The organism is Streptomyces sp. DH12 (genome assembly GCF_020873895.1).
Classification (GTDB): domain Bacteria; phylum Actinomycetota; class Actinomycetes; order Streptomycetales; family Streptomycetaceae; genus Streptomyces.
This window is the reverse complement of record NZ_JAHWGT010001083.1, coordinates 1-451: the sequence shown is the minus strand read 5'-3', so window position 1 is coordinate 451 and position 451 is coordinate 1. Positions and strand designations below refer to the sequence as shown.

The following is a 451-nucleotide window of genomic DNA, read 5'->3' as shown; positions in this document are numbered from 1 at the left end:
GGCATGAACACCGTGCAGGGTGAGGCAGGCGTGAACGCCCTCAGCAAGGGGAGGCGGGTGTGAACACCCTCTCCGACGCCTGGACCTGGCTCACCACCGCCGCCCACTGGTCCGGCCCCGACGGCGTCTGGAACCGGCTCGGCGAACACCTCTTCCTCACCGCTGTCTGTCTGCTCATCAGCTGTCTGATCGCGCTGCCCGTCGCCCTCGTTCTCGGCCACCTCGGCAAGGGCGGGGCACTCGCCGTCAACCTCTCCAACATCGGCAGGGCCGTGCCCACCTTCGCCGTCCTGGTCCTGCTGCTGCTCACCCCCGTCGGCACCTACGGCCAGTGGTCGACGATCATCGCGCTCGTCCTGTTCGCCGTGCCGCCGCTCCTCACCAACGCCTACGTCGGGATGCGCGAGGTGGACCGCGACGTCGTCCGGGCCGCCCGGGGGATGGGCATGAC

General features: G+C 69.8%; 1 protein-coding gene. It reads left to right on the top strand.

Translation table 11 applies throughout. The annotated features are described in order from the left end of the window. Positions 1–59 precede the first annotated feature (59 nt). A partial coding sequence (locus tag LPA54_RS38630) for an ABC transporter permease (protein ID WP_228985052.1) occupies positions 60–451 on the top strand: 392 nt, incomplete at its 3' end.